A 24,781-nucleotide genomic window follows, 5' to 3' on the forward strand; every position below is an offset into this window, starting at 1 on the left:
TCTCTCTCAGGATGGACGCGCGCCGCACCCCCATGCGGCGCGCCGGGGCTTACTCGGTCGCGGGTGCAGGCTCTGCGGCCTTCGGCATCGCCGCCAGGACGTCGCCGCGCGTTTGCGCGATGGCGTCGATGACCGCGACGTCGCTGGCTTCGATAGCCCCGGTGATCGCGGTCACGATGACGTCCGGGTCGGTAGCGGGCGGGATCGCCGCGACGACGCGGTCGACCACGGCGTCGACCTGGTCAGGCGTCATCACAACCAGTTGCGGCGCGACGGCTTGGGGCGCGGTGGCGGTAGCGACGATGTCGTCCAGTTCCTGACGGGCGGCGCGGTAAGTGGTTTCGCCGTCGAGACGAAGCCAGCCACTGTCTACCATGCGGGTGAATTGCTCTTGCAGCCATACGAGGCGGGTCCGGGTTGCGTTGTCGATGATGGTCATTGCAGTTCCTTGGTGAGGTGTTGCCAGTTGAGGTATTCCGCCAGGCGGCGGAGGAAATCCCGGAGAGCTACGGTGCGCGCCCAGATCGGAATGCTTCGGTAGAACGCCAGGGCTTCGCGTTCCAGTTCGGTGTTTTTGTCGCTCATTCGTGTCTCCGTTTCAGGTGGTGCAGATGCGCCCCGGCGTATCGCGGGTGCAGTTCCTTGAACAATTCGGCGCGGGCTTGGTCGGCGCGCACGCTCCAGCCGCTGCCGGGGGACAGATCGCCCCGGTTTTCAGTCGCCATGTGGCGCGGCTTCTGCCAGTCGTGCTGCGGTTCGCCCGTACAGTTATTCACACCAGTCCAAGGGGCGGCATCGGCCGTTCCGGCCTCGCCTTCCTTCTCGATGGTCCAACGGTAGCGGGTCGATTCATAGACCTCATGCGGGTATGCGGAGGCGTAGACGCCTGCGGGCTTGTCGTCCTCGTATGTGGCGTAACGGCCCTTGATGGTCACAGTGCGCGCGGCGATCCGCACGGCCAGATTGCGGCGGGCTACCTTCGGGCCACCTTGAGCCATCATGTAATCGGCAAAGCTGGCTTGCTTCGCTACTGCCGGGTCTTCACTTTCGATTTTCTGGCATGCCGCGTGCGCAGCCTTGAGGGCATCAGGCGCATTTGCGATAGCCTCTGTCTTGACTCGGCGTAGTTCACGCCACACACCCACAGGAGCGCCGCCGATTTGCTGAAACTGGCGGATGCCCCACACCTGTGACCAGTAAGTAACGCGCTGACTAGGCGTGATTTCAACCTGGCCGAATATGTCCGTAGCGATGACATAGGTGGTTCCGTTCTCGAATGACTTGTGATCGCCTACGCCGTGGCCATCAATGTTTTTGCTCACATACTTGGCGATGTAGCCAGCAGCAGTTCCCTTGCCCGCTTCGATGTTGACCAGCTTGACGCGGTTCTTTTCCGCGCCCGCTTCGTCGCCATCTTCGGCCAGCGCATAGGTGCGGACGATTTCTTCCATTTGCGCCGCCTGGTCGCGGTCCACGAACAGCAGCATGTGCCAGTGTGGGCAACCGTCGCTGTGCGGCTCGGCGATCCGGAACCCGTACGGACGAATGCCGGCGCGATGCAGGGCGGCGCGGATCAGGCCCCACACGCCCACCAGGTAGGCTTGAGCGTCGCGCGGCGTCGCGCCGTTGTACTTCGGGTTCGTGCCGCCTACGGAGTGAAATTTCGACGGGCAAGTGATCGTCCAGAACATGCCGACATCGCGCAGAGCATCGGCCACCTCCTCGAACCCGCGAATGCGCGTCATCAACTCGCCACGGCGCAGGGTCTTGTTCGCCATGCCGAAGTCCGAAAGCTCCGCGACGGTGTATTTCTGCCCGTGCTCGTTGGTGGCAATGCGCTGTTCAAGTAGCTGGCGGTTCGAGCGGTTTTGCGCCTCTTGAATCAGTGCGGCCTCGCGGCTGATGTAGGGGTCAGCACGTACGGAGGTAAGGCCAAGCTGAATCGCCGTATGTTCGAGGCGGCGCTTCCACTCCGTGCGCAGGTGCTTGCGCCACCACGGTCTATCGAGAGCACGCGCGATCTGTTCGGCGTCGGTCTCGCCCTTCGGGGCGGCGATGCCGTGGCGATCGCACAGAACGGCGACAGCGGCCAGGATCGCATCGGCGGTCTGTAGGACGTAGCAATACTGGTGCACTTCGCGGGCGGCGGCATCGGCGGCATGCCAGATAGCCGGTTCGCCGACAATCACGCCCGCGTCCGTGGCGAGCGGGATGCGCTTGTCATCCTCGACCAGGTCGCGCAGGACATCGAATTTGCGCGCGTGCTTCTCCCGCCCATCACGCTTAAAAACCGCGTCGAGCGCGCGGGCCATGCGCTTTGGGATCGCCCACAGAGAAGGCCGTAACATCAGTGAACCTGACCCTGGCGCCGTAGCCCGCCGTTCATCACTTCCTGACGATCAGGCGCGGCCAGGCCCGGTGTTTCAGAGTTCCCGCCGTTCATGCACTTTTGCACCAGTTGCAGTTCGCCTATCAGCTTGTTCAAGGCCACCCACACGCGGCCACGCTCGAAAGCGTTGAACTTGTTCAGGGCGTCCTTTGCCCGTGCCTTCGGTAGACCAGCGGACAGCAGGGCCACGGTGCGCACGCCCTCGGGGATGCGGAGCCAGAACGCCGCCCGCACGGCTTCGGCGTCCGCTGGCCGCACCAGCAGATCGCGGACGGCCTGTACACGCTCTTGCCGCACTTCGAGCGGCGTCGCGTCGATCTCCCGGCAGATGGCCGTGAATTCCGCCAGGTAGGCGGCGGTCTCGATTTCCTGCGGAGTGCGTTGCAGGCCTGCGGCAGCGAGCGCGGCCAGTTCGATGCGCTCGGCTTTCATCGACGCTCCACACGCAGGTTGAGCGGGCCGGCCACGACAATCAGTTCCGGCCAGCGGCTGATCTTGACGACAGCAGCCAGTCCGACCAGTTCGAGACTCAAGCGGAGCGTGATGCGAGCCACGCACAGATTGACCGTGATATCCATGGCTTACCTCTTGCGCAGCAGTTGAGTGCGCAACAGGTGCGCGATGACCTCATTACGGTTTTTTCCGGTCTTCGCCAGGTAGGCATCGAACTCGTTTTTAACCGTGGCGTCGATGTTGACGGTGAAGGACGCGAGGCCCTTCTTTTCGCGCCAGGCCGCGCCGCGCGGCTTCTTCGGCGGACGCTCGCCCGCCAGGTCGTGATTCGGCAGCATGTCGCCGGTCGAGGAGTCGCCCACGGCTTGCGGGTCTTGGGACAGGCCGAAGCTCATACCCACCCCAGGAACCAGGCGACGAACGGAAGGGCAATACAGGCGGTCCCAGCCAGGGCGGCGAGACCGTTTTCTGTAACGGAAGTATCCAATTTGTAAGATTGTGTTTCGCGCAAGATGCCCTCCCAGGCTGTTTTTTTCCTCGTAGGCGGTAGGTGTCGGGCGGCGCGCATTCAAGCGTATTTGCCTAGGAGGAGGTGTGGATTTCCGCCCGACAACTGGATACTACTCCACAGCCGTGACATTGCGCAAGCGTGGAATGTCACGGCTGTGGGATTCCACGCGTGCGGTGCTTGTCGGGTGTGGAGTACCGTGATACGGTTCGCCCTATTCCTGCCTACGCCTAGGCGGGCCTAGCCCTAGGAGAGCTAAATGACAACAATCGAATACCTAGACGCCGTGAAGAAGCGGTATGGGATCGCGTCGGACTACGCGCTGGCGAAGCATCTTGGTTTCAAGCACACCGCCGTGAGCGGTTACCGGAATGGGCATCGGTTCTTCGATGATGACGCGGCCTTGGTCATTGCGACGGCGCTTGAGTTGAATCCGCTGGTGGTCATCGCGACGGCCAATGCAGAGCGCGCGAAAACACCGGAGCAGAGAGCCCGCTGGATGGGCGTGATGGAAAAATTTTCCGAGTCTTTCAGTAACCTCCTATCCCATTGGGACGGCGTCGACCGCAGGGCTACGCCCCGCTTTTACGCGCAGTGATAGGCAGTAAGTCCCGTACTTGCAAAATATAGATTATGCGGTTATCCATGCATGTCTAGTTTAAGGATGTTGGTCCAAGCGGCGGCCGTCGTGGACCTGAAACAAGATTGAATCTAGACTCGCTGGCTCAATCTTCACTGCAAGAAAGGTATGAACGCAGCCGATACGCCGCCCCCAGCGCAAGTCCCACCAGGGCCATCCAGAACGCGGAAGGCTCCGGCACGCCCGGCACCGGCGTCAGCAGCGTGGAGCCATAGCAAAACACGCCGGTCCGGTCGCACGACGGCGCCAGGATCTCGGTACGGTCATTGATCTCGTCGGCCGAGGTCAGCAACAGGTCGGCGTTGGGATCGATGCGGGTATTCAGGTCGATCAGTTCGCCGTCCGCATACAGGAAAGGACGCCCGTCGATGACGCCGACGACCTGGCCGCTGTTGTTGATGTCGAACGCCAGGCTGTTGGCAGCCCAGGGAGTCAGGTTGGTATAGGTCTGGCCGTCCCACAGGAAGGCATGGTTGCGGCCCGTGGCGCTCGTGAAGGAGCCGGTGACCCAGCCCGCGTCGTTGATGGCCTCGCCGAACACCGGCCTGCCGCCCACCAGCGGCAAATCGGTCAGCGTCCCGTCGCGGTACACGGCGCTGCGATACGCCAATCCGTCAGCCTGGTAGCTGAGCAGCAGCTCTCCACGTCCGTTCATGTCGCCGGGAGCGCTGTTGTCGGGGCCGAAAACATCGACCACACCGGCCCTGAGGATGGCTGCACGAAAGTCGGCGGTCCGGCCTGCGATCTCCCCACGGTCGTTGATGTCGCTGACGTCGTGGAGTCCATAGCGGGCGGTCAGGTCCTGCATGCGTCCGTCGGAATACAGGAAGGAATGGTATTCGCCGGTCTGTGTGCTGGAGATGCCCACCGCCTCTCCGAGGTTGTTGAGGGCGCGGATCTGCGTGACGAAGCCGCCCAGGCTGCCGATCCCCTCCCCCGTCGACCCGCCGTTGATCGATCCCCCCTGATAAGGAATCTCCGGTCCGAAGCTGTTGACCGCATATTGCCCTACGTCGTTGAGCGCCAGGGCATGCGCATACTTGCTGCCCGCAGGAGATGTGGAGAAGTATTCCGGGGCAGCGCCGGCACGCGACGCCAGCACGCCCAACAGCGTCGCCATGCAGGCGCAGCGCAAGCATTTGTTCATTATCCCCACCTCCGTGCGGCGATCTGGATGCCGCGTTTCAGGTATTCTGACCCGTCGCAAACGACCCCTGCCCTGTCTTTGACACACATCAACCGTCTCCAGTTCGCCCGACGGACACATAAGCCGCACATTTGAAACAGCGATATAGCAGATATTTTCTAAGCGATTTTGATGTCGATCAAATAAGCTTGCGCTCCACTTCGCTAAGCTGGGTGTTTGCCGGTCGACGGCGGGGGAATCGATGAGCATCCGCAACCTGCAGCACATGTTTGCCCCCACCTCGGTGGCCGTGATCGGCGCATCGGACCGCCCGGACAGCGTCGGCGCCACCGTCTGGCGCAATCTTGTCGCGGGCGGCTTCCACGGTGCGCTGTGGCCGGTCAACCGGCGTCACGCGCAGGTCGGTGGCTGCCGGGCGTGGGCCCGCGTCGCCGACCTGCCTGGCGTGCCCGACCTGGCGGTCATCTGCACGCCGGCCAGTACCGTGCCGGGCCTGGTCCGCGAACTGGGCGCTGCCGGCTGTCGTGCCGCGCTGGTCCTGAGCGCCGGCCTGGACGCCCCGGACGAGGACGCCGGCACGCCGCGCAGCCTGCGCCAGTCGATGCTCGAGGCGGCCCAGCCGTGGCTGCTGCGCATCCTCGGCCCCAACTGCGTTGGCCTGCTGGTGCCCGGCATCGGGCTGAATGCCAGTTTCGCGCCAGGCGCGGCGCTGCCGGGTCGGCTGGCGTTCGTGGCGCAGTCGGGCGCCCTGGTCACCACCGTGCTGGACTGGGCGGCCGGGCGCCGGATCGGCTTCTCCTGCTTCGTGTCCCTGGGCGACGGCAGCGACGTCGATTTCGGCGACCTGCTCGACTGGCTCGCAGCCGACCCCGGCACCGACGCCATCCTGCTGTATGCGGAGAGCGTGCGCGATGCCCGCAAGTTCATGAGTGCGGCGCGCGGAGCCGCGCGCGGCAAGCCAACCCTCGTGGTCAAGGCCGGCCGCGCAGCCGAGGCGGCGCACGCCGCCTTCAGCCATACGGGTGCACTGGCCGGTTCCGACCTGGTCTACGACGCTGCCATCCGGCGCGCCGGCATGCTGCGCGTGAACACGACGGCCGAGCTGTTCGATGCCGTCGCCATGCTGGCGCGCACCCGGCCGCCCACCGGAGAACGGCTGGCAATCCTCACCAATGGCGGCGGCCCCGGCGTGATGGCCACCGACGCCCTGATCGCCGCCAACGGTGTGCTGGCCCAGCTGGGCCCAGCCACCGTGGCGCGCCTGAGCGAAGGCTTGCCGCCGCTCTGGTCCCACGGCAACCCGGTGGACATCGTCGGCGACGCACCCGCCGAGCGCTACCGCCACGCCCTGGCCGCATTGCTGGACGGGCCTGAGCTCGATGCCGTGCTGTTGATCCATGCGCCGACAGCCATCGTCCACAGCGCCACGATCGCGCGCGCGGTGCTGCCCCTGATCGTGGGCGCCGCCCGCCCGGTACTGTGTTGCTGGCTGGGCGGGCCAAGCGTGGCCGAAGCGCGCCGCCTGAGCATCGAGGCCGGGGTCCCGGTGTTCGACACGCCCGAGGAAGCGGTGCGTGGTTTCCAGCAGCTGGTCGATTACCGCCGCAACCAGGCCGTCCTGACCCAGGCGCCCGGACGGGGCGAGCTGCCGGTGCCGGACCGCCGCGCCGCGCGTGCCCGCATCGACACCCTGCTGGCCGGCGGCGCCATGCAGGTCGGCGAGGTCGACACCAAGGCCTTGCTGGCGGCGTATGGGATCCCGACCGTGCCCACCGAGGCGGTACCGGACCGCGCCGGCGCGCGGGTGTCCGCGCGCCGCCTCGGCTTTCCGGTGGCGCTCAAGATCCTGTCGCCCGACATTCCCCACAAGACCGACGTCGGCGGCGTCGCCCTCGACCTGGCCGACGAGGACGCCGTGGCCAACGCCTGCGACGCGATGCTGCAGCGCGTGCGCGCACTGCGCCCCGCGGCCCGCCTGGACGGCTTCACGGTACAGGCCATGGCGCGCCGGCCACAGGCCATGGAATTGATCGTCGGGATCAGTACCGATCCCGTGTTTGGTCCGGTGGTCCTGTTCGGCCACGGCGGCATCGCGGTCGAAGTCACGGCAGACCAGGCGGTCGGCCTGCCGCCCCTGAACCGGGTGCTGGCGGCAGACCTCGTGAGCCGGACCAGGGTAGCGCGCCTGCTGGCCGGGTACCGTGGGCGGGCGCCGGCAGACCACGAGGCCCTGTATGACGTGCTGACCCGCGTGGGGCAGATGGCGGCCGACCTGCCCGAGCTTGTGGAACTCGACATCAATCCACTGTTGGCCGATGCCGACGGCGTCGTCGCGCTGGACGCCCGGATGCGGCTGGAAGCGCCGCTACCTGGGCGCGATGCGCGCACCCGGATGGCGATCCTGCCCTACCCCGATCACCTCGAACGCCAGGTCGACAGCAGCGTCGGCCCCCTGACGATCCGTCCGATTCGTCCCGAGGATGCACCGGCCCACGTGGCGTTTTTCCATGCCCTGAGCCCGGAAGACGTCCACATGCGCATGTTCGGCATGATGCGCGAGCTGTCGCCGCAACAGCTCGCGCGCTTCACCCAGATCGACTACGCGCGCGAAATGGCCTTCATCGCCACGCGCCCTGCGCCCGGGGGCGCCGAGACGCTGGGTGTGGCCCGCGTCGTATTCGACCCCGACGACCTGCGCGGCGAGTTCGCGGTGACGGTGCGCTCGGACCTGAAAGGGCGCGGCCTGGGACACCTCTTGATGTCCTGCATGCTCGACTACTGCACGGCGCGCGGCGTGCCGCTGGTCGAGGGCATCGCCCTGCCGGAGAACAAAGCCATGCACGCCCTGGCGGCAAGCCTCGGCTTCGCGCTCAGCACCGGCGCCGACGGCACAGTCAGGATGCAGCTCGGCCTTCACGGTCGACCCGGTAGCTGACTCAGTGCGCAGCCTGCCCGCCCGGCTGCGGCGGCCGGGCCGCCAGCCACTTCCGCAGTTCGAGGCCCGCCAGCGTCAGCACCGCCATGCCGCCGGCGGCGGCCAGGGCGCCCGGCGGCGGCGGCGCCAGCGCCAGCATGTCCGCCAGTGACGGAACGAACACGGCCAGGGCAAGCAGCAGCAGCGCCGTGGCGGCGATCGCCCAGAACACCGGGTTGACGACCCGTAAGGTACGCGTGAAACCCTCGCGCTGCCGGTTCGACAGCAGCAGCGCCAGGTTGCACAGCACGATGCCGGAAAAGGCGGTTGCGCGTGCCTCGGGTGACGGCAGCCACGACAGGGCCCAGCCGTACAAGCCCACCAGCAACGCCAACACCCAGATGCCCTGCATCAGTGCGCTGGTCACGGCGGCGCGTCCGAACAGCGCTTCCCCGGCTGCCCGGGGCGGGCGCCGCATCAGGTCGGGCTCGGGCGGCTCGTTCTCGAACGCGAGCGAACAGGCCGGATCGATCACCAGCTCCAGGAACACGATATGGAGCGGATACAGCATCACGGGCCAGCCCAGCAGCACCGGAACCAGGGCCATGCCTGCGATCGGCACATGCATCGCCAACACATAGCACATCGACTTGCGCATGTTGCCGAAGATCCGGCGCCCCGAAGCGATTGCCTCGACCAGCGAGGCAAATCGGTCGTCCAGCAGGGTCAGCTCGGCGGCCTCGCGCGCCACATCGGTGCCGCGCAGGCCCATCGCCACCCCGACATTGGCGGCACGCAGCGCCGGCGCGTCGTTGACGCCGTCGCCGGTCATGGCGACCACCGCGCCGCCGCGCTGCAGCGCCTGCACGATGCGCAGCTTCTGCTGCGGTGCGATGCGCGCGAACACGCTGCTGTTCCGAAGACCGCGCTCTAGCGCCGTGTCGTCCATTGCGCCGATCTGGGCGCCGGTGAGGACGGCCCCTGGTGTCTCGGCTTCGAGGCCGGCCTGGCGGGCGATCGCGCGCGCCGTCTCGGGATGGTCGCCCGTGATCATGACGACGCGCAGCCCGGCTGCACGGCAGGCCGCTATCGCGGCTGGAATATCCGGGCGCAGCGGGTCGGCCAGCGCCGCCAGGCCGAGCAGCTCGAATGGAAAGGAGCCGGGGTCCGGCGGCCAGCTCCCCGGCGTGGCAGGCCCGCTTGCGCGCGCCACCGCCAGCACCCGCAGGCCGGCCGCCGCCATCCGGGCGGCAGCCTCCAGCGCCTCCGCGCCGCCGCGCGCACCGGCCCCGCACATCGCTACCACGGTCTCCGGCGCGCCTTTCGCGGCAACCTGCACGCCGCCGTCGCCGCAGTCCCAGACGTGCACCAGGGCCGGACGCTGCGGACTGAGGCCGTACTCGTGCACCAGCACCCAGCCAGCCGGCGGCGCGCCGCCATCCGGCCATGCGCCACCCGCGAGCCGCCAGAACGCGGCCTCCATCGGGTCGGTGCCGAGCGCACGGCTGGCGCGCAGTGCACAGGCCAGCAATTCCCGGTGAGGCGCCGGCATCGGGCCGCCCGACGCCACGTCATGGATGGCGCCGGCATGCCACAGCTGCGCTACCGCCATCCGGTTCTCGGTCAGGGTACCGGTCTTGTCGACGCACAGCACGGAGGTCGAGCCAAGGATCTCGATCGCCGCCAGGCGCCGGGTCAGGACCTGGTTGCGCGCCAGGCGCCAGGCGCCGATCGCGGGAAACACGGTGAGGATGACCGGGAATTCCTCCGGGAGCATCGACATCGACAGCGCGATACCAGCCAGCAAGGCCTGCAGGGGCTCGCTGCCGCGCAGCACCAGCAGCAGCACCAGCGCAACGCTGACGGCGCCGCCCAGGATCGCAAAACGGCGCGCCAGCACCGAGGTCTCGCGCTGCAGGCGCCCTTGCGGCGGCGCAATACTCCCCAGCGTAGCGCCAATGCGGCCGATCTCGCTGCGCGGCCCGGTGGCGGTGACCCGTGCCAGGCCGTGCCCCTGCACCACCAGGGTGCCGGAATACACCCATGGCAGGTCGGCGCCACCGGGCGCCAGTGCGGCTCCCCGCGCCTGCGCTCCGGCTTCGCTGGCCTCGGGAGCTGCCAGCTTGCCGACCGGGACCGACTCGCCGGTCAGCAGCGACTCGTCCGCTTGCAGGCCCGCGGCCGCCAGCAGGAGGCCATCGGCCGGCACCCGGTCCCCCTCGCCCAATTCGACCAGGTCACCCTCTACCAGTGCGCTGGCCGGAATCCGCTGCGCGCGACCGTCGCGCCACACCAGGGCCGTCGGCGATCCCAGTTCGCGCAGCGCCTGCAGCGCGCGCTCGGTGCGTCCTTCCTGGTACAGCGTCATGCACAGCATGAGGAAGACCATGCCGAACAGGAAGGCGCCCTCGAGCGGCTCGCCCAGTACCAGGTACAGGATCGCGGCGCCGACCAGCAGCAGGTACATCGGCTCGCGCGCGGCATCGAGCGCGATGCGCCGCCAGCGCCGCCCACCGGTGTCCGGCAACAGGTTGGGGCCGTCGCGCGCCAGGCGCCGCGCGGCTTCCTTGCTGTCCAGCCCTGCGGCAATGGAGGGGCCGGCATCAATCTTCATGGGCTGCCCGGTCCGGCTGGCGCGCCGGCTAGCCGCGCCAGCTCGACCCGGTTGCGGCCGCTCGCCTTGGCACGGTACAGCGCCCCGTCCGCTGCTGCGAGCAGCTCGTCGATCCCGGCATGTGCGGGCGCGAGCTCGGCGACGCCAATGCTGATCGTACAGCGCACGACGGCGGATGCGGTCTCCAGGCGGATGGCGGCCACGGCCAGGCGCATGCGTTCGGCGCAGGCCAGGGCGTCGGCCTCGTCCGTCTCGGGCATGACGCAGACAAATTCTTCTCCGCCGACCCTGCCGAAGTAGTCGCTGGCCCGCAGTGCGCTGCTGCATGCCTGGCTCACGGCGCGCAGGAGCGCATCGCCCACCGGATGGCCGAAGTCATCGTTCACCCGTTTGAAGTGGTCGATGTCGACCATCCCGATCGCCAGCGGGTGGCCATAGCGCCGCGCCAGCGCCAGGTCATGGCTGGCGAGCTCGAGCAGGTAGCCACGCGCCAGCACGCCGCACAGGCTGTCGTGGCGCACCGAATACGTCAGCGCGCGCTCGGCCAGGAAGTCCTTGCGCAGCTGGCGGCCCCGGAACAGGGCGACGGCCACCGCCAGGCCGAGCATGACCGCATAGACCAGCACGCTGCTGAAATACACCTGCTCCTGCAGCAGCGCTGCGCCAAGCGCCAGGAACAGCAGGGTCGGGAGCACGACCAGGGCGGACAGCCGATGCAGGCGCGGCTCGACCAGGGCAAGCGGAAGCATGACGCCCGTGATCGCCGGCAGCGCCAGCAGCAGGCCGTCCGGCAGCCGGCTGGCGCTCAGGATCATGGCAGCGCTATGCGTGACGTAGATCAGGCCGCAGCGCCAGGCGAGCGCAATCCGCCCGCGCCAGTGCAGGTAGCCAATGGAACCGAGCAGGACCAGTGCTATCCGTAGTAATGCGGTGGTCGGCGCCTGCTGCGGCGCGATCCAGTAGTCCCATGCGCCGAACAGCACGACGCCGATGCCGAACAAGACGCCGTATGCCGGCAGCATGCCGGTCAGGGCGCGGTCGAGGGCCTGGTCAAATTCGCGCTCGTCTGGAGAATCCAGCTTGCCGAAGCCGCCGGCGGCAGGGCCGCGCCGGCGGCCCTGCCGCCGGCGCCGTGTCGGGGGCGTGGCCGATGCCGCGCGCGCGGCCGCCCCGTCTGCCGGAGCCGGCCCCGGCGTGTGCTCCCCGGCCGCTGCCCGAAGCGGGGGCGGCGTCGCTTTCACTCCCTGCACCGTGGCGCCCGTTCAGGTCGTACCAGGCGGCGGGGATGGCGCCCACGGCTGCGCACCTGTCTCGTCCGCAGATGGCCGAAGCACCATCACCGGCACGGGTGCGTGTGCCAGCACGCCCTGCGTGACGCTGCCCGCCAGCAGGCGGCTCAGTCCGCGGCGGCCGTGCGAGCCCATGATGATGAGATCGCAATGCTGCTGGCGCGCGGTGTCGACGATCGACTCGGCGGCATCCAGCGCATTGCAGGTGACCGGTGTGCAGGGCACATTGGCTTGCCGGGCGAGCGCGGCGACGGCGTCGACATGCTTCTTTGCATGTTCGAGCAAGACGTCTACCTGCAGGCCCGGGTCGTAGGCCATGGCGCCTTCGAGCGACTGGAAGGTCGGCTCGGGAACGGCAACGCCAAGCGCGACGATGGCGCTGCCGCGGGCCTGCGCGAAGTCGATGGCGGCAGCGACGGCCGCATCGGAAATGGTTGAGCCGTCGGTCGGCACGAGGATGCGTCGGTACATGGATTCCCTCCCTAGCGGTGCACCAGCACCGGGATTGCGCTGTGGACGAGGACCTTCTGGGTTTCGCTGCCCAGCAGCAAGCCCTTGACCCCCTTGCGGCCGTGCGAGGCCATGACGATCAGGTCGCACATGTGGTCGCGTGCGGCGTGAATGATGGCGTCGTAGGGTTCGTCGGACACTACCTGCACCGCGGTGCAGGGAACGCCGGCATTGCGGGCGGCGGCGGCCACCTCGTCGAGCATGCGCTGCGCACGCGTCCTGCTCGCCTCGGCATACTGCTCCGGGGTCTGCTCCAGCATCTCGCTGTCGCTGGTGAAAAGGTGGAACGCGGGCGTGGCCGTCATGGCGACCACTTCAGCCCCGATCTCCTTGGCAAAATCGATCCCGGACAGGATCGCGCGCTCGGAGGCGTCCGATCCGTCGGTCGGCAGCAAGATTCGCTTGTACATGGCAGGCTCCAGAAAGTGATGGTCAAGCAGGTTCGACGCTTCCCCGATACAGGATGACCGGGATGGGCGCGTAGGCGAGCACCAGTTGCGGTACCCGGTCGGCGATCAGCCGGTTGACGCCGCACTGTCCATGTGCCGCCATGAAGATGAGGTCGCAATGCAGTTCCAGCGCCACGCGAATGATCTCGTCGTGCTGCGAGGACGGCACCGCAGTCACCACACTGTGCCGCACCCCGGCCTCGTCAGCGAGGCGGGCAACCCAGCCCGCACGCCGGGCCGCCACGCCCAGGGCGCGTTCGCGTGCCGCGTCCGCCTCTTCGGGGCCCGGTGCACGTGCGTGCAGCGAAAGACCCGGCCAGGCCAGGGACAGGGCGACAATCTCGGCGCCGCTGCCGCGCGCGAGGGCGACCGCTGCGGCCGCCGCGCGCTCCGAGAGTGCCGACCCGTCCGTTGGCACGAGGATTTTCCTGATCATGGTGGGCTGGGAAGAGATCATCGATATTCGAGCAGATCGTACTGAGTCTGTTCTTCCCGACCGCGAAAATCTTTGACCCAGATCAAAAACCGACTACACGTAAGATTTCCCGCGCTACCACGGTGCATTGCCCTTGTCGCCGACACCTGCATTCGGTAATCGAAAGACCCCGGCTGCGAATGGCGAGGACGGCCACGGCCGGTGTGGCAAAACGTCAACAAAATAGTAATGGACGAGTTAAAAGACTGTCTATACCATGAATTCAATTGGTCGGACCAATAGCTCCAGTGGTAGGCTCGCAACAAAATTGGACTGATCAGTTTTGTAGTAAAAAAACCAATACACGGAGACATACAATATGACACGTACCCTGCAACGTACCAGCCTTGCGGCCGCAGTCGGCCTGCTCCTGAGTGCCTGTGGCGGCGGCGAAGTCGCCACGCCAACCGGCCAGATGTCAAAGACTTCTTCCCTCGTCGTCTCGTCCTCCTCGAGCACGGGTTGCCCTGCCCTGACCCTGGACGGAATCGACGCCCAGTCCCTCACCGGCGATTCCACCCCGCTCCAGTTGGGCACCTACGGCATCCGGCGGCCGGGCGCGCCGGTGGCCATCGACGGCAAGCATTCGCCATCCAACTACCGCGCCGCCCCGGCGCTGCCGACCTGGCAATTCGCCACCACCGACCCGACGGGCGGCGCCCTGAGCTTCGAATGCGACGTGGCGCCGACCGTCGGCTGGCACGGCTACAAGCGGAGCAGCAGCGGGCACGAGCAGGTGGTGGTCACGGGCGGCCGCAACGCGGCGCCCCAGCACATCTACACCGTGTACAACGGCCAGCAGCTGGTCGCGGCCCTGAACCAGGCCGGCCTGGCGCCCAAGATCATCCGCATCGTCGGCCACATCGACCTGCGCATGAGCGCCAACAACACGGTGTTCAAGGAATACGAAAGCTACAACGACCAGAAGTACGGCGGTTCGATCAGCATCCCGTCGAACACCACGCTGGTCGGCATCAACGACGCCCAGGGCCGTGCCGCACGCATCACCGGCACCACCCTGCTGGTCGGCGGCGAACTCGCGACCGCGCCGGGGCGCGATCCCGAAGCCGACTTCAAGGCCTGGGTCGCGGCCGGCAAGGACGGCGACCTGTACCCCACCTGGACCCGTAACGTCATCATCCGGAACATCGCGCTCGACACGCCGTGGGACGTGAACCCCGAGGATTCAGCCAATGCCTATGCGGACGGCGCGACGATCTCGCGCTCGCAGAACATCTGGATCGACCACCTTACCGTCAGCGACGGCGACACGCCGGACCGGCTGGCCAGCGATACGCGCCACGACGGCGCCCTGGACATCGTGCGCGGCTCCGACTACGTGACCCTGTCGAACAGCAAGTTCTACAAGCACGGCAAGACCACCCTGGTCGGCAACGGCGACAGCGGCCGCGCCTGGAGCGATGCCGGACGGCTGCACGTGACCTTCCACGGCCTGCACTGGCATGGCACCGCCAGCCGCCTGCCGCTGATTCGCTTCGGCCAACTGCACACCTTTAACAACCTGCTCGAAGGCGACACCAGTCCGCTCGACCCGGACATGAAATTCGCTGGCGGCCTGGACGTGCGATACCAGTCGGACGTGCTGTCCGAAAACAACTACTACCTGTTCAAGAACCTGAAGCCGTCTCAGGTCGGCGGCAAGGTCTCCAGCGGCAAGGATGCGCTCAGCTACCGCGCCTCGGGCGAACTGTTCATCAACGACAAGGGCGACGACACCAAGCCCTGGGTCGGCGGTGCGATCGATATCTCGAGCGCCCTGATGTCGGCCACCGGCCTGCCGCGCCTCACCAGGTGGACGCCGCCGTACAACTACACCGTCATGCCCGCCGATCAGGCCTGCGTCTACGTGCAGAACAACGCCGGCGCCGGACGCGTGAACAATCCGGGCACGGGCGCCACTTGTACGGCCGCCAGCAGCACGCCGCCGACCGATCCTACTAACCCAACCAACCCGACCAATCCAACCGATCCGACCGTTCCGACCGATCCGCCGCCGCCGGTGGGCACGCCGGTCTGCACCCGTCTGTTCACCTGCGACAAAGGGGTCGGCGAAACCAAGATGAACGCGGCGGTCACCGCCCCGGTCGGCAGCTCCCTGCTCAATGGCGTGTACACCATTAACGGTGGCGGTAATATTTCGACCTCGACCAGCTACAACTTCTACTTCAAGTACATGCCGCTGACCGGAAATTTCGTCATGACGGCAAGGATGCTGACCCAGGGCGGCAGCGCGAGCGGCGCCCGTGCCGGCCTGCTGGCGACCGAGTCGGTGACCAGCCAGGGCGTCTATGCCTGGACGGCGCGTTACGCCAGTACGGGGGAAATCCGGCGCGCCATCAATGGCGACAACAAGTCGGTCCTGTCCGGCTATTCGACGACCACGCTGCCGGTCTGGGTGCGGATCGAACGTCGCGGCAATGCCCTGTATTCGGCAGCCTCGCGCGACGGCCTGAACTGGACCGAGGCGACCAGCGTCAACGTGACGGCGCCGACGCTGTATGTCGGCATGGCGGTCTCGTCCGGCAGCAATACCCTTGGCCAGAGCGCCAGCTTCAGCAAGCTGAGCGTCGTCGGCGGCGGCCTGAATTAAACAGGAATCGCAACCGCCATGCCGCGGCATGGCGGTCCCCACCGCTTTCCCACCCTATCGATATCGAAGAACAGACAAAATGAAAACTAAACCGATCGCCCTTTTCCTCGCCCTGTGCGCCGGCCTGTCGACCGCTGGCGCCGCGAACATCTCGTATACCGGGGAATTCGCCTACGATAACGAGGTAAAGCTGTTCCAGTTCACCGTCGACACCCTGTCGACGGTCGGTTTGCGCACCTGGTCATATGCCGGCGGCGTCAATGCCGCTGGCGAGACGATTGCCCGGGGCGGCTTCGACCCGATCGTCGCGCTGTTCAACTCGGCCGGCCTGCTGATCGGCGGTGAGGACGATGGCGAGTGCGCCAAGGTCGCCAAAGATTCGGTCACGAAACAATGCTGGGATGTCAATTACGCGGTACAGCTGTCGCCCGGAACTTATACTGCCTCGCTCCAGCAATACAACAACTACAGCAACAGCGAGAACCTGGCCGATGGTTTCTATTACGAGGGAATCGAACACCGCAACTTCCGCGACGGCTTCGTCGACGAACTGCCCAACAAGCGCAATGGCTCCTGGGCGCTCGACATCCTGAACGTGAGCGTGCTGCAGGCTCCGCCGCCGGCCGAGACACCGGAGCCGGCGGCGTTGTTGCTGATGGGTGCAGCGCTGCCCGGTATGCTGGCCGCGCGCCGGCGCAGCCGGAAGGCCCGGGCCGGCAAGTAGCGCGAACGGCGCGGGGCGCCAGCCTAGCCCGCCGCCGCAGGCGCTGCGGGCGTCGCCGGCTTCGCGACCGGGCGTGGCGGCGGCCCCATGCGCTGGTTGGCGTTCTCGATATCGGCGGCGATTAGCCAGCGGCCGTCGACCTTGCGCAGCACCAGCACGAACTTACCGAAGTCGCGCCCCTGCCCGGCTGGACCGTAGGCGCCGACCACATAGGCAAGGTCGCCGGAAGCGCGGTAGTCGAGGGCACGCAAGGTGGTCGGCTGGCCGCCGCCGTGGGCGTAGGCCTGGCGGATATTGTCGTGGCCGCGCGCCGGCGGCTGCCCGCCCGGCAGCGCAAAGCCGTCGGGTGCGAACAGCGCCGCCAGGCCGGCGGCGTCGTTGGCGGCCCAGGCGCGCTCGTACAGACGCAGGACCTGGTCGACCTCGGCGGGAACGGGGACCGACGGCAGGGCTTGAGCGAATGCCGGCACGGCGAGCATGGCGGCAAATAGAGTGGCGGCGAGCGGCTTGCGCATGGGACGGCCTTTGCTGTTCAAGAGAAGATGCCGCCGATTTTAGCGAAGACTTTCATGGATGACTACGAGAATTGGATATGTACTTTGCCACCGACCCTGTCGCATATGCATAAGGCTCAGGGATGGTGTGATCGTTTCAATAACAGGGAAAATAAATTAAAAAATTTCCGCATGGAACTTAATGCCGTTGAGAAACCGGTCGCCCTGTACTTGTGAGCGCAAGTGATGCACTTGCCCACTGAACAGAACGCCCCAGTCAACCAGCCAACGGAAAAGACATCATGCTGAGCCTTCACACCAACAACGCCGCACTGTCCGCACAAAACTCGATCAGCCGCACCCAGAGCTCGCTGTCGACCTCGATGACCCGCCTGTCGACCGGCTACCGCATCAACTCGGCAATGGACGACGCCGCCGGCCTGCAGATCGCATCGCGCCTGAAATCGCAGACCTCGGGCATGGCCGTCGCCATGCGCAACACCCAGAACTCGACCTCGATGCTGCAGACCGCCGAAGGCGCGCTGGACGAAGTCGGCAACATGCTGGTCCGCATGAAGGATCTGGCCACCCAGTCGGCCGATGCCTCGTCGACCGCCAAGGACAAGGAAGCCATGCAGTCGGAATTCGACGCACTGGGCCTGGAACTGAAGAACGTCCTGCAGAACACCACCTTCGGCGGCACCAAGCTGCTGGTGGGCGGCACCATCGCCGGGTCGATGACCTTCCAGATCGGTGCTTCGTCGAGCGAAACCATGGCCGTGAACATGACGACCGACGTCGCGCAGGTCGTGACCGATGTCAGCGCCGCCACCTCGAACTACAACACCACCGCCACCGGCACCGAACTGACCGGCGCTGCCAACGCGACCATCGGCAAGCTCGAAACCGCCCTGGCATCGGTCAACAAGGTCCGTTCGAACCTGGGCGCCGCGGCCAACCGCCTCGAGCACGTGTACAACAACCTGTCGAACATCAGCACCAACAGCAAGGCTGCCACCGGCCTGATCATGGACGTGGACTTCGCGAGCGAAAGCGCGAACATGACCTCGAACCAGATGCTGCTGCAAGCCGGCACCGCGATGCTCAAGCAGTCGAACAGCATGTCCTCGATGGTCATGTCACTGCTGCAGTAATCAAGCTTCCTCAGCTTGAAACGAAGAGCCAGTCCTGCGGGACTGGTTTTTTTTGACGAAAGTGCATCCAAAACCCTTCGTCCCGCGTAGAGCCTGTATCCGCACTGCACCGCCCGTCACCGGCGGCGCAGCGGCGACCGGCAGCAATTTTTTCCACTTCTACGACAGGACGCAACCATGACACCTCATACTTTCGCCAAACTCATCCTTGCTTCGAGCATCACCGCCGCGCTGGCCGGCTGCGGCGGCGGCAGCAACGACCGCGACGACGACATGGCCGCTGCACCGGGAACGACTCCGCCCCCTGCCGCCGTGACGGCGGGCGATATGGTCGTCTTGACGGCCAGCAACCGCCTGGTTTCCTTCAACCGCGCCACGCCCGGCACCGCCCGCACCTCGGTCGCGGTCACCGGACTGCAGGCCGGCGAAAGCCTGGTGGGTATCGATTACCGTCCGGCCGACGGCCTGCTCTACGGGATGGGCAGCAGCGGGCGCATCTACACACTGAATGCCGAGAGCGGCGCCGCCACCCTCAAGGCGACGCTCGCTGCCGACGGCACCGACACCACCGCCCCCTACACTACGCTGGCCGGCACCGACTTCGGCATCGACTTCAACCCGGCCGCCGACCGCCTGCGGGTGGTCAGCAATACCGGACAGAGCCTGCGCATCAATGTCGATACGGGCGCCACGACGACCGACGGCAATATCAACGGCGGCGCCGCCAACAGCGCCATTACCGGCTCGGCCTATACCAATTCGTTCGCCGGCACCTCCGGCACGACCCTGTATGCGCTCGACAGCGCAACCGACACCTTGTATGTCCAGAACCCGCCCAACAACGGCACCCTCGCCACGCCGGTGGCGCTCGGCGTCGACGCCGGCGCGGTCAACGGTTTCGACATCGACGGCGCGACCAACATGGGCTACGCGGTACTGACGCTGGGTGGCGCCCGCACCATGTATACGATTAACCTGGCCGCCACCGGCAATGCGGCCGCGCCGGCCGGCGCGCTGGCCTTGACCGAAGACGTGCGCGGACTGGCGCTGCGCGCCACGACGGCGCCGGTGGTGCTCGGACTCACCGATAACAACCGGATCGTGGCCTTCCGGCCCGCCACCCCCAACGTGCTCGGCAGCGACATCGCGCTCGCCGGCCTGAACGCAAACGAGACCGTGGTCGGCATCGATATCCGCCCACGCGACGGACTGCTGTACGGGCTTACCTCGGCCGCGCGCATCGTCACCATCGACGCCGCCACCGGCGTCACCACGGTCAAGTCCAGCCTGAGCGCCGACGCCGCCGACACCACCCAGCCCTATGCCGGCATGGCGGGCACGATGTTCGCGGTCGACTTCAATCCGGTGGCCGACCGCCTGCGCGTGATCAGCAACACCGGACAGAACCTGCGCATCAATGTCGATACCGGCGCCACGACCACCGATGGGACGATCAACCGCGCCGGCGCGATGCCGATGGTGAGCGCGGCGGCCTACACCAACAGCGTTCCGAACGCGGCAAGCACCCAGTTGTTCGACATCGATACCGACAGCGACAGCCTGGCGCTGCAGAATCCGCCCAACGACGGCACCCTGGTGAACGTGGGCGCGCTGGGCGTGGCGGCAGCGGGCGACGCCGGCTTCGATATCGCGGGCGGCGCCAACGGCATCGCAATGGCTGCGCTGCGCACGACCGCCGGCGGTCCGTCGTCGCTGTACCGGGTGGACCTGGCAACCGGCGCCGCGACCCTGGCGGCCGGCAGCGCCAGCCCGGCGCTGTCGGTGGCGGGGAGCGGCCTGGGCTTGCGCGATATCGCCATCTCGCTCAGGTAAGCGGCAGTCGGAAGGGCCGTCAGATCATCTCGACGGCCCGGCCGATGAACAGGATCGGACCGGTCGGGCGTCCGATCGGCGAGCCGGCCGGCGGCTCGAGGGTGATCTCGAACAGCTGGTTGCGCTGCAGCGGCGGCAGCTTGCCGAGCGGGACCTCGACCGCCTTGCCCGGCTCGACCAGGCCGAGCGAGACCGGCCGGTCCCAGCCGTCCGCCTTGGTCCACAGCTGCAGCGAGCGCGCCGGCGGCACCGCGGTCGGGCGCAGCGGCACCAGCCGCAGGGCACCGTGGCCGCTGGATTGCAGCACCCAGCCGGGCGCCATGTCCTGGGGCGCGGCCAGCACCACCATGTAGCGCGGTGCATCCGGCTGCGGCGGCTGCAGCGTCACGACAGCCATGGCGATGGCGGCCGCGAAACCGGCTGCGGCCAGGCCGCGCCACAGGGCGAGTCCAATCCACCAGCCCTGAAGCCCCGGCGCCGGCGCCGGCGTGCGCACCGCATTCCGCCCCGCCAGCGAACCCGCAATGCGCGGCCACAGCTGCGCAGACGGCTCCACCGGATCGGCCAGCTCCACCAGCGGCAACAGCCGCGCTTCCCATTCGGCCACGGCCGCGCGCAAGCTTGCGTCGTGCGGCAACGCCCTTTCGAGCTCGCGCCGTGCCGAGGCCGGCAGGGTGCCGATCACGTACTGTCCCGCCAGGTCCTGCGGATCCCGATCTGCTGTCCGGCTCATCCCATGCACTCCCGCAAAGCGCTCAGACCGCGCTTGATCCAGGCCTTCACGCTGCCCAGCGGCGACTGCAGGCGCTCGGCGATTTCACTGTGCGAGCAGCCGTCCAGGTAGGCGTACAGGATGCTGTTCCGCTTGGGTGCGTCCAGTCCGACCAGGCAATCGTGCAGGCGCCCGATATCCTGGCGCAGCGCGATTGCGTCGTCCATGCCGGCGCCCCCATCCGCGCCCTGCTCCGCGCCATGGGCGAGGTCGTCGAGCGTCTCCTCGTCGACGCCGATCTCGCGTTCGCCGCTGCGCGCCAAGGTCAGTGCCTGGTTGCGCACCACGCTGTAGATCCAGCCGCGTCCCGCCCCGCGTGCGGGGTCGAAGCTGGCGGCGCGGGTCCAGATATTGATGAAGGCGTCGTGCAGCACGTCCTCGGCCACCTGGCGGTGGCGCACGATGCGCAGGGCCACGCCCAGCAGCCGGCGGGCGTCGCGGTCGTAGATCCGGCGCAGCGCGGCCTGCTCGCCGCGCGCGCAGGCGGCCAGCGCCGCTTCATAATCGAAGTCCGCCGCCGGGCTCATGCGGGACGCCGTTTGCTCATGGGGCACTCCATCCTCGAGATTGTTGCCATGATGTTAATCGAAAACGGCTGAGCAGGCCGCGAAATACGCCGCGGACGGCCGATAACGCGGCTGCGGGGGCGGGTCAATGCCGCTGCACTTGGCTTATGCGCCATTTTCCTTTATACATACTCGGTTTCCATTCTCATGAGCCGACGACGAACTGCATGAATGTCCTGCCACCCACCCTGCGCCTGACTGCGGGCACCGTCGTCAGCGCCACTTGCGTCGTCGCCCTGCTGTATTTCGGACGTGAAGTGCTCGAACCGCTGGCGCTCGCGCTGATCCTGAGCCTGGTCCTGGCGCCGCTGGTGCGCAGCATGACCCGCGTCGGCCTGGCGCGCATGCCGGCGGTGCTGCTGTCGGTCGCCCTGGTCGCCACCTGCGTGGGCGGGGTCGGCGCGGTGCTGTTCGACCAACTGGTGACGATCACGCGCGACCTGCCGCAGTACCGCAAGGCGATCAAGGCCAAGGTGGCCAATGTGCGCGAACTGGTCGAGCGCCCGATCACCCGTATCGAGGCCGAGCTGAGCGCGGTCGCGCCGGTGCCGGCGGTGGAGGCCGCGCGCGTGCGGCGCGGCAACCTGGTCGTCACGCCCAACCAGCCCCTGCCAGTCGAGGTGCGCACCCCGCGTACCATGAAGGACACGCTGGGCAGGGTCATCAACCTCGTATGGGGACCGATCGGCGAAGCCGGCGTGGTGCTGATCCTGCTGGTCTTCATCCTGCTCGAACAAGGCTCGCTACGCGACCGGCTGGTGCGCCTGGCCGGCCAGGCCGAGGTCAGCCGCACCATCCGCACGCTGGGCGACGCCGCCCAGGGCGTCTCCCGCTTTTTCTTCTCCCAGTTCATCGTGAACGCCACCTTCGGCGTGGTGATCGGCCTGTCGCTGTGGCTGGCAGGGATCCCGCATGCCATCCTGTGGGGCGTGCTGAGCGGCGTGCTGCGCTTCGTGCCCTACCTCGGCGTGCTGCTGGCGGGGACCATCATCGCGGTATTCGTCGCCGCCATCGACCCCGGCTGGTCGCTGGCGCTCACCTGCATGGCGATCTTCCTGGCGTTCGAGCTGGTGCTGGCCAATTTCATCGAGCCGAAGGTCTATGGCCACAGTTCCGGCCTGTCGCCGCTGGCCGTGATCGTCTCGGCGCTGTTCTGGGGCGCGTTGTGGGGGCCGGTCGGCCTGCTGCTGTCGACACCCCTGACCCTGTGCCTGGTAGTGGCCGGCCGCCACGTGCGCGCACTGGCGCCGATCACGATCCTGCTGGGCGACGCGCCCAACATGTCCGACGCCGAGCGCTTCCACCAGCGCGTGCTGGCCGGCGAAGCCGACGAACTGACCAAGGATGCGCGCGCCTACATGCGCCGCTACAGCTTCGCGCGCTATTGCGACCACGTGCTGCTGCCGGGCCTGCGGATGGCGGTATCCGACCTCGGCACCGGCGCGATCGACAAGGCCCAGGAAACCCGCATGCGCGGCGTCATCGCCAGCATCGCCGGCACGGTGGCCTCGGGATCGAGCAGCGGCACGCGCGGCCGCCGCAAGCCGGTGCCGCTGCTGGATGCGAACATCGGCACCCACCTGCGCCAGATGCGCGAAGCCCGTTTCGGCCGCTGGCAGGGTTCGCTCGACGTGCCGGCCGGCTCGATCGTGCTGTGCGCCGGCCTGCCCTCCGAGCGCGACGAGTTCCTCACCGAACTGCTGGTGCGCGCGCTGCGCGAGGGCGACGTCGATGCGCGCAGCCTGGTGGTCGGCGCACCGCTCGAACGTCCTGAAGGAAGTACCCCGGAACTGGTCTCGACCGTGTTCATCACCTATCCGCGCCAGGACAATTTCGATGCCTGGAGTGCCGCGGTGGCCGCGCTGCGGGCCGATCTGCCGGAGGCGCTGTTGGTCACCGTGCTGCTGCCCTACGACGAGCAGCTGCCCAAGCGGGCCCTGGTCGAGGCCTATGTCGACATGATCCTGCGCTCGTTCGAGGAAGGCCTGGCCTTCGTGGCGCCGGACCGCAGCGCGCCGGCCAAGCCGGTTGCCGCGCCTGCCGCCGCGCCTGCCACCGATGCCGCGCACTGACGGGACCGCAAGTGCACAGCTGTTGTTTTCCGGCCGCGAACGTGTGAAAAATCACGGGAAGTTGCTGCAGTCTTTACGGTTGATGATATTTCCCACGTAAAATGCTTTCCCATCGGCATTATTTCTATCACGGCGGAATATGAAATCGGTTCAACAAGAAGTCGACGAGCGCAGTAACCTGACTGGCACCAACAAATTCGAGCTGCTCCTGTTCCGCCTTGGCGGCGACGAGAACGGCGAGCGCAGCGAACTGTTCGGCATTAACGTGTTCAAGATCCGCGAGATCGTCGCGATGCCGGAAATCACGGCCGTGGCCGGCGCGATGCCGCACGTGCTGGGCGTGGTCAACCTGCGGGGCCAGATCATCCAGGTGCTCGATTTGCCGGCGATTGCCGGGGTCAAGCCGAAGACCGGCCTGAACATCATGCTGGTGACGGAATTCGCGCGCACCACCCAGGCCTTTGCGGTGGAAAGCGTGGAGGAAATCGTGCGCCTGGACTGGAGCCAGGTGATGTCCGCCGAGCACGCCGCCGGCAGCGGCATGGTGACCAGCATCGCCCGCCTGCCGGAAGAAAACGGCCAGCCGAGCCGCCTGGCCCAGGTGCTGGACGTCGAAACCATCCTGCGCAGCATGAATCCGGATTCCGGTCCCGAAATCAACCAACAGACGGTCGGCTCGAAGATCCAGATCAAGCCGGGTTCGGTCGTGCTGGCGGCAGACGACTCGGTGGTGGCGCGCGCCCTCATCGAGCAAGGCCTGGAGGCAATGGGCCTGCCGTTCATCATGGCCAAGAGCGGCAAGGAGGCCTGGGACCAGCTCAACAGCATCGCGAATACCGCCGAGCTCGAGGGCAAGACCGTGCACGACAAGGTCGCCCTGGTGCTGACCGACCTCGAGATGCCTGAGATGGACGGCTTCACGCTCACCCGCAACATCAAGAAAAGCGGCCGCTTCACCGGCCTGCCGGTGATCATCCACTCTTCGCTCTCGGGCACCACGAATGAAGAGCACGTCAAGAACGTGCAGGCCGACGCCTATGTGGCCAAGTTCTCGGCCGAAGACCTGGCGGGCACGATCCGCCGCGTGCTGCGGCAATAAGCCGCCGGTCATCGGCAAGCTGTGTCAACCCCGATCGCATGACATTCGTTGTGATGTAACAAACGTTA

23 protein-coding genes are annotated in these 24,781 nt (G+C 67.0%); 8 read left to right on the plus strand and 15 right to left on the minus strand.

The window, feature by feature from the left end; genetic code table 11:
• Positions 1–49: 49 nt before the first annotated feature.
• The 6 genes from AC56LU_RS02545 to AC56LU_RS02570 are packed head-to-tail and all read right to left on the minus strand — an operon-like array spanning position 50 to position 3,237.
• Positions 50–439: a hypothetical protein gene (locus AC56LU_RS02545; protein ID WP_497174025.1), complete on the minus strand. Its 390-nt coding sequence runs from the start codon at positions 437–439 to the stop codon at positions 50–52.
• Complete coding sequence (locus AC56LU_RS02550) at positions 436–585, minus strand: hypothetical protein (RefSeq protein WP_497174026.1); 150 nt, start codon at positions 583–585, stop codon at positions 436–438. The genes AC56LU_RS02545 and AC56LU_RS02550 overlap by 4 nt, the downstream gene beginning before the upstream one ends.
• The gene (locus AC56LU_RS02555; protein WP_497174027.1) at positions 582–2,312 is read right to left on the minus strand and encodes a replication endonuclease; all 1,731 of its coding nucleotides are present in this window, start codon (positions 2,310–2,312) and stop codon (positions 582–584) included. The genes AC56LU_RS02550 and AC56LU_RS02555 overlap by 4 nt, the downstream gene beginning before the upstream one ends.
• A gap of 35 nt (positions 2,313–2,347) precedes the next feature.
• Positions 2,348–2,821, minus strand: a complete 474-nt coding sequence (locus AC56LU_RS02560) for a hypothetical protein (RefSeq protein ID WP_497174028.1) — start codon at positions 2,819–2,821, stop codon at positions 2,348–2,350.
• Complete coding sequence (locus tag AC56LU_RS02565) at positions 2,818–2,967, minus strand: hypothetical protein (protein WP_497174029.1); 150 nt, start codon at positions 2,965–2,967, stop codon at positions 2,818–2,820. Before AC56LU_RS02565 ends, AC56LU_RS02560 begins: the two co-directional genes overlap by 4 nt.
• Before the next feature lie 3 nt (positions 2,968–2,970).
• Positions 2,971–3,237, minus strand: coding sequence for a hypothetical protein (locus AC56LU_RS02570; RefSeq protein ID WP_497174030.1), 267 nt, complete (start codon positions 3,235–3,237; stop codon positions 2,971–2,973).
• 372 nt (positions 3,238–3,609) lie between these two features.
• Between AC56LU_RS02570 and AC56LU_RS02575 the strand changes: the two genes are divergently transcribed.
• A complete protein-coding gene (locus AC56LU_RS02575) occupies positions 3,610–3,948 on the plus strand; it encodes a hypothetical protein (protein WP_497174031.1) in 339 nt (112 codons plus the stop codon).
• Between the two features lie 127 nt (positions 3,949–4,075).
• Here the strand turns inward: AC56LU_RS02575 and AC56LU_RS02580 are convergent, their stop codons facing one another.
• Positions 4,076–5,137, minus strand: coding sequence for a hypothetical protein (locus AC56LU_RS02580; RefSeq protein ID WP_497174032.1), 1,062 nt, complete (start codon positions 5,135–5,137; stop codon positions 4,076–4,078).
• Between the two features lie 241 nt (positions 5,138–5,378).
• On the opposite strand from AC56LU_RS02580, the gene AC56LU_RS02585 reads away from it, so the two are divergent.
• Positions 5,379–8,072, plus strand: a complete 2,694-nt coding sequence (locus AC56LU_RS02585; RefSeq protein WP_497174033.1) for a bifunctional acetate--CoA ligase family protein/GNAT family N-acetyltransferase — start codon at positions 5,379–5,381, stop codon at positions 8,070–8,072.
• Position 8,073: 1 nt separating this feature from the next.
• On the opposite strand, the gene AC56LU_RS02590 is transcribed toward AC56LU_RS02585, so the two are convergent.
• From AC56LU_RS02590 to AC56LU_RS02610, 5 genes are read right to left on the minus strand one after another with little or no spacing between them, the layout of a single operon-like run.
• Entirely contained in the window at positions 8,074–10,665 is a 2,592-nt protein-coding gene (locus AC56LU_RS02590) for a cation-translocating P-type ATPase (RefSeq protein ID WP_497174034.1), read from the minus strand.
• A complete protein-coding gene (locus tag AC56LU_RS02595; protein WP_497174035.1) occupies positions 10,662–11,906 on the minus strand; it encodes a GGDEF domain-containing protein in 1,245 nt (414 codons plus the stop codon). The genes AC56LU_RS02590 and AC56LU_RS02595 overlap by 4 nt, the downstream gene beginning before the upstream one ends.
• Before the next feature lie 21 nt (positions 11,907–11,927).
• The gene (locus AC56LU_RS02600; RefSeq protein ID WP_497174036.1) at positions 11,928–12,425 is read right to left on the minus strand and encodes a universal stress protein; all 498 of its coding nucleotides are present in this window, start codon (positions 12,423–12,425) and stop codon (positions 11,928–11,930) included.
• Between the two features lie 11 nt (positions 12,426–12,436).
• Positions 12,437–12,874 carry a universal stress protein gene (locus AC56LU_RS02605; RefSeq protein ID WP_497174037.1) on the minus strand — a complete coding sequence of 146 codons (438 nt, stop codon included), beginning with the start codon at positions 12,872–12,874 and terminating at the stop codon, positions 12,437–12,439.
• A 22-nt stretch (positions 12,875–12,896) separates the two neighbouring features.
• Positions 12,897–13,370: a universal stress protein gene (locus AC56LU_RS02610; RefSeq protein ID WP_497174038.1), complete on the minus strand. Its 474-nt coding sequence runs from the start codon at positions 13,368–13,370 to the stop codon at positions 12,897–12,899.
• Between the two features lie 337 nt (positions 13,371–13,707).
• On the opposite strand from AC56LU_RS02610, the gene AC56LU_RS02615 reads away from it, so the two are divergent.
• Together AC56LU_RS02615 and AC56LU_RS02620 are read left to right on the plus strand one after the other, a co-directional pair.
• The gene (locus AC56LU_RS02615; protein ID WP_497174039.1) at positions 13,708–15,999 is read left to right on the plus strand and encodes a pectate lyase family protein; all 2,292 of its coding nucleotides are present in this window, start codon (positions 13,708–13,710) and stop codon (positions 15,997–15,999) included.
• A 79-nt stretch (positions 16,000–16,078) separates the two neighbouring features.
• On the plus strand, positions 16,079–16,723 hold the full coding sequence (locus AC56LU_RS02620) for a DVUA0089 family protein (protein WP_497174040.1): 645 nt from the start codon (positions 16,079–16,081) through the stop codon (positions 16,721–16,723).
• 23 nt (positions 16,724–16,746) lie between these two features.
• On the opposite strand, the gene AC56LU_RS02625 is transcribed toward AC56LU_RS02620, so the two are convergent.
• Positions 16,747–17,238: a YybH family protein gene (locus tag AC56LU_RS02625; RefSeq protein ID WP_497174041.1), complete on the minus strand. Its 492-nt coding sequence runs from the start codon at positions 17,236–17,238 to the stop codon at positions 16,747–16,749.
• 281 nt (positions 17,239–17,519) lie between these two features.
• Between AC56LU_RS02625 and AC56LU_RS02630 the strand changes: the two genes are divergently transcribed.
• Positions 17,520–18,371: a flagellin N-terminal helical domain-containing protein gene (locus AC56LU_RS02630; RefSeq protein WP_497174042.1), complete on the plus strand. Its 852-nt coding sequence runs from the start codon at positions 17,520–17,522 to the stop codon at positions 18,369–18,371.
• A gap of 177 nt (positions 18,372–18,548) precedes the next feature.
• A complete protein-coding gene (locus tag AC56LU_RS02635; protein ID WP_497174043.1) occupies positions 18,549–20,204 on the plus strand; it encodes a DUF4394 domain-containing protein in 1,656 nt (551 codons plus the stop codon).
• Between the two features lie 19 nt (positions 20,205–20,223).
• Here AC56LU_RS02635 and AC56LU_RS02640 read toward each other — a convergent pair whose 3' ends face one another.
• On the minus strand, positions 20,224–20,937 hold the full coding sequence (locus AC56LU_RS02640; RefSeq protein WP_497174044.1) for an anti-sigma factor: 714 nt from the start codon (positions 20,935–20,937) through the stop codon (positions 20,224–20,226).
• The gene (locus AC56LU_RS02645) at positions 20,934–21,503 is read right to left on the minus strand and encodes a sigma-70 family RNA polymerase sigma factor (protein ID WP_497174045.1); all 570 of its coding nucleotides are present in this window, start codon (positions 21,501–21,503) and stop codon (positions 20,934–20,936) included. Before AC56LU_RS02645 ends, AC56LU_RS02640 begins: the two co-directional genes overlap by 4 nt.
• Positions 21,504–21,709: 206 nt before the next feature.
• Here AC56LU_RS02645 and AC56LU_RS02650 point away from each other — a divergent pair, with 206 nt between their 5' ends.
• Both AC56LU_RS02650 and AC56LU_RS02655 read left to right on the plus strand, forming a co-directional pair.
• Positions 21,710–23,614 carry an AI-2E family transporter gene (locus AC56LU_RS02650; RefSeq protein ID WP_497174046.1) on the plus strand — a complete coding sequence of 635 codons (1,905 nt, stop codon included), beginning with the start codon at positions 21,710–21,712 and terminating at the stop codon, positions 23,612–23,614.
• A 139-nt stretch (positions 23,615–23,753) separates the two neighbouring features.
• A complete protein-coding gene (locus tag AC56LU_RS02655; RefSeq protein ID WP_497174047.1) occupies positions 23,754–24,713 on the plus strand; it encodes a chemotaxis protein in 960 nt (319 codons plus the stop codon).
• Positions 24,714–24,781 lie beyond the last annotated feature (68 nt).

The organism is Telluria sp. PB2R4 (assembly GCF_059685695.1).

What these genes read in the sequence shown, in the direction of transcription:
- AC56LU_RS02545 (WP_497174025.1), bottom strand. Translation starts at nt 439, where the DNA reads ATGACCATCATCGACAACGCAACCCGGACCCGCCTCGTATGGCTGCAA.
- AC56LU_RS02550 (WP_497174026.1), bottom strand. Translation starts at nt 585, where the DNA reads ATGAGCGACAAAAACACCGAACTGGAACGCGAAGCCCTGGCGTTCTAC.
- AC56LU_RS02555 (WP_497174027.1), bottom strand. Translation starts at nt 2,312, where the DNA reads ATGGCCCGCGCGCTCGACGCGGTTTTTAAGCGTGATGGGCGGGAGAAG.
- AC56LU_RS02560 (WP_497174028.1), bottom strand. Translation starts at nt 2,821, where the DNA reads ATGAAAGCCGAGCGCATCGAACTGGCCGCGCTCGCTGCCGCAGGCCTG.
- AC56LU_RS02565 (WP_497174029.1), bottom strand. Translation starts at nt 2,967, where the DNA reads ATGGATATCACGGTCAATCTGTGCGTGGCTCGCATCACGCTCCGCTTG.
- AC56LU_RS02570 (WP_497174030.1), bottom strand. Translation starts at nt 3,237, where the DNA reads ATGAGCTTCGGCCTGTCCCAAGACCCGCAAGCCGTGGGCGACTCCTCG.
- AC56LU_RS02575 (WP_497174031.1), top strand. Translation starts at nt 3,610, where the DNA reads ATGACAACAATCGAATACCTAGACGCCGTGAAGAAGCGGTATGGGATC.
- AC56LU_RS02580 (WP_497174032.1), bottom strand. Translation starts at nt 5,137, where the DNA reads ATGAACAAATGCTTGCGCTGCGCCTGCATGGCGACGCTGTTGGGCGTG.
- AC56LU_RS02585 (WP_497174033.1), top strand. Translation starts at nt 5,379, where the DNA reads ATGAGCATCCGCAACCTGCAGCACATGTTTGCCCCCACCTCGGTGGCC.
- AC56LU_RS02590 (WP_497174034.1), bottom strand. Translation starts at nt 10,665, where the DNA reads ATGAAGATTGATGCCGGCCCCTCCATTGCCGCAGGGCTGGACAGCAAG.
- AC56LU_RS02600 (WP_497174036.1), bottom strand. Translation starts at nt 12,425, where the DNA reads ATGTACCGACGCATCCTCGTGCCGACCGACGGCTCAACCATTTCCGAT.
- AC56LU_RS02605 (WP_497174037.1), bottom strand. Translation starts at nt 12,874, where the DNA reads ATGTACAAGCGAATCTTGCTGCCGACCGACGGATCGGACGCCTCCGAG.
- AC56LU_RS02610 (WP_497174038.1), bottom strand. Translation starts at nt 13,370, where the DNA reads ATGATCTCTTCCCAGCCCACCATGATCAGGAAAATCCTCGTGCCAACG.
- AC56LU_RS02615 (WP_497174039.1), top strand. Translation starts at nt 13,708, where the DNA reads ATGACACGTACCCTGCAACGTACCAGCCTTGCGGCCGCAGTCGGCCTG.
- AC56LU_RS02620 (WP_497174040.1), top strand. Translation starts at nt 16,079, where the DNA reads ATGAAAACTAAACCGATCGCCCTTTTCCTCGCCCTGTGCGCCGGCCTG.
- AC56LU_RS02625 (WP_497174041.1), bottom strand. Translation starts at nt 17,238, where the DNA reads ATGCGCAAGCCGCTCGCCGCCACTCTATTTGCCGCCATGCTCGCCGTG.
- AC56LU_RS02630 (WP_497174042.1), top strand. Translation starts at nt 17,520, where the DNA reads ATGCTGAGCCTTCACACCAACAACGCCGCACTGTCCGCACAAAACTCG.
- AC56LU_RS02635 (WP_497174043.1), top strand. Translation starts at nt 18,549, where the DNA reads ATGACACCTCATACTTTCGCCAAACTCATCCTTGCTTCGAGCATCACC.
- AC56LU_RS02640 (WP_497174044.1), bottom strand. Translation starts at nt 20,937, where the DNA reads ATGAGCCGGACAGCAGATCGGGATCCGCAGGACCTGGCGGGACAGTAC.
- AC56LU_RS02645 (WP_497174045.1), bottom strand. Translation starts at nt 21,503, where the DNA reads ATGAGCCCGGCGGCGGACTTCGATTATGAAGCGGCGCTGGCCGCCTGC.
- AC56LU_RS02650 (WP_497174046.1), top strand. Translation starts at nt 21,710, where the DNA reads ATGAATGTCCTGCCACCCACCCTGCGCCTGACTGCGGGCACCGTCGTC.
- AC56LU_RS02655 (WP_497174047.1), top strand. Translation starts at nt 23,754, where the DNA reads ATGAAATCGGTTCAACAAGAAGTCGACGAGCGCAGTAACCTGACTGGC.